This is a genomic window from Sutterella wadsworthensis 2_1_59BFAA, from assembly GCF_000297775.1.
Taxonomy (GTDB): domain Bacteria; phylum Pseudomonadota; class Gammaproteobacteria; order Burkholderiales; family Burkholderiaceae_F; genus Sutterella; species Sutterella wadsworthensis_A.
In genome coordinates this window covers 82996-84479 of record NZ_JH815513.1, presented here as the reverse complement: position 1 = coordinate 84479, position 1484 = coordinate 82996, and the positions used below count along the sequence as shown (strand labels likewise).

General features: G+C 57.8%; 2 protein-coding genes. One reads left to right on the top strand and one right to left on the bottom strand.

Features of this window, described 5'->3' with window-relative positions; all coding sequences use genetic code 11:
* Positions 1-181 precede the first annotated feature (181 nt).
* On the top strand, positions 182-436 hold the full coding sequence (locus HMPREF9465_RS13855) for a transporter substrate-binding domain-containing protein (protein ID WP_005433002.1): 255 nt from the start codon (positions 182-184) through the stop codon (positions 434-436).
* Positions 437-531: 95 nt separating this feature from the next.
* Here the strand turns inward: HMPREF9465_RS13855 and HMPREF9465_RS00340 are convergent.
* Positions 532-1484: FAD-binding protein (locus tag HMPREF9465_RS00340; RefSeq protein ID WP_147645183.1), on the bottom strand; the 953-nt coding region annotated here is incomplete at its 5' end.

Here is a 1484-nt window from a genome sequence, read left to right as displayed (position 1 = left end):
GTCGACTTCACGAAGCCGTACTATGAATCTGGGCTTTCCATCATGGCCCGCAAGGACGATGCTTCCATCAAGGGCGTGAAGGGTCTGGAGAACAAGGTGCTCTGCGCTGAAATCGGCTCCTCAGGCTCCGTCTTCATGTCCAAGATCAAGGGCGCCAAAATACGCACCTTCAATTCGGCGGGTGAAGCCTTCCTTCAAGGGCCGCGAGGCCATCGTCAACGACAAGCCCGTCAACGAGTACTTCCTGACTCAGAAGGCCTCCGCCAACCTCAACCTGCGCGAAGTGCCCGGTGTCCTAAAGGCGGAAAACTACGGCTTTGCCATCCGCAAGGGCGACGACAAGCTGCGCGCCCGTCTTGACAAGGTCCTCGACGAAATCCGCGCCGACGGTACCTACGACAAGATCTACGCCAAGTGGTTCGGCGGCAACAAGTGAGCTTCTGAGTGAAAGCAAAGCGCCCGCTGATGGTTTCATCAGGCGGGCGCTTGGATTATTGGTGACGCTGTTCCGGAAGGTTACAGGTCAACTGCTCAGGCCTTGGGACTGGCTGCTGCGGAAAGACCGGCCTGACGGCCGTTCACGAGGCAATCCATCACGGCGCAAGCTCCGATTCGAACCGCACCATGAATGCCGCCCACGCATTCACCGGCTGCAAAAAGACCGGGGATCGGCTTATCCGTTTCAACGTCGAGAACGGCTGTCTCAACGTTGACGGCGACGCCGCCCATGCAGTGATGAACCTTCGGGCTCATTTCTGATACGTAGAACGGGGCTCGGCCAAGTGCTTTGGCGCGCTTGTCGAAGCGTCGGCCGAAGTCTGCGTCGCGTCCAGCGGAGAGCAGTTCGTTATAGCGGGCAATGGTGGAGTCAAGAGATTTGCGGTCGATGCCGTAAGCTTCGGCAAGTTCGGCGAACGAGGCAAACTGACGCAAGGCCCCGGATTTTAGGATCTTTTGAGTCAGGCCGGGACGGACGACTTCCATTTCGTCAACGCCGTTTTGATCGGAAATGGCAAGAGCCTTGCCTCCGCGGTTGATGACGCCGAGTATGGCGTCAGTGCATACCTTGCGGTCTCCGAACTCATCGACAAAGCGACTCCCTGTCTTGGAGTCAACCCAGACGCCGTAGAGGCTGCCTGCGATAGTGGCAAAATGGCTCGCAAGCCCCATGCCTTTTTCGACAGGCGAGCAGGAGGGCAGGCACTGGATCCAGTCAGCCTGAATGACATTCGCACCAATACGACTGGCTTGACGCAGTCCCTCTGCAGTGGCTCCCGGCTGGTTGGTTGTGAGGAACGCTTCTCCGAGCTTGGGATCGAGACGCTTTCTGTAGTTGACGTCCGCACTGAAGCCGCCGAAGGCGAGCACAACGCCGCGAGTGGAGAGCGTCAGAAATTTTGTGTCCATGGGATAATCGGAGCCCGCCAAACGGGTGCATCCAATGAACACGAACACCAAACGCAATTCTCGTAAGAAGTCCACCA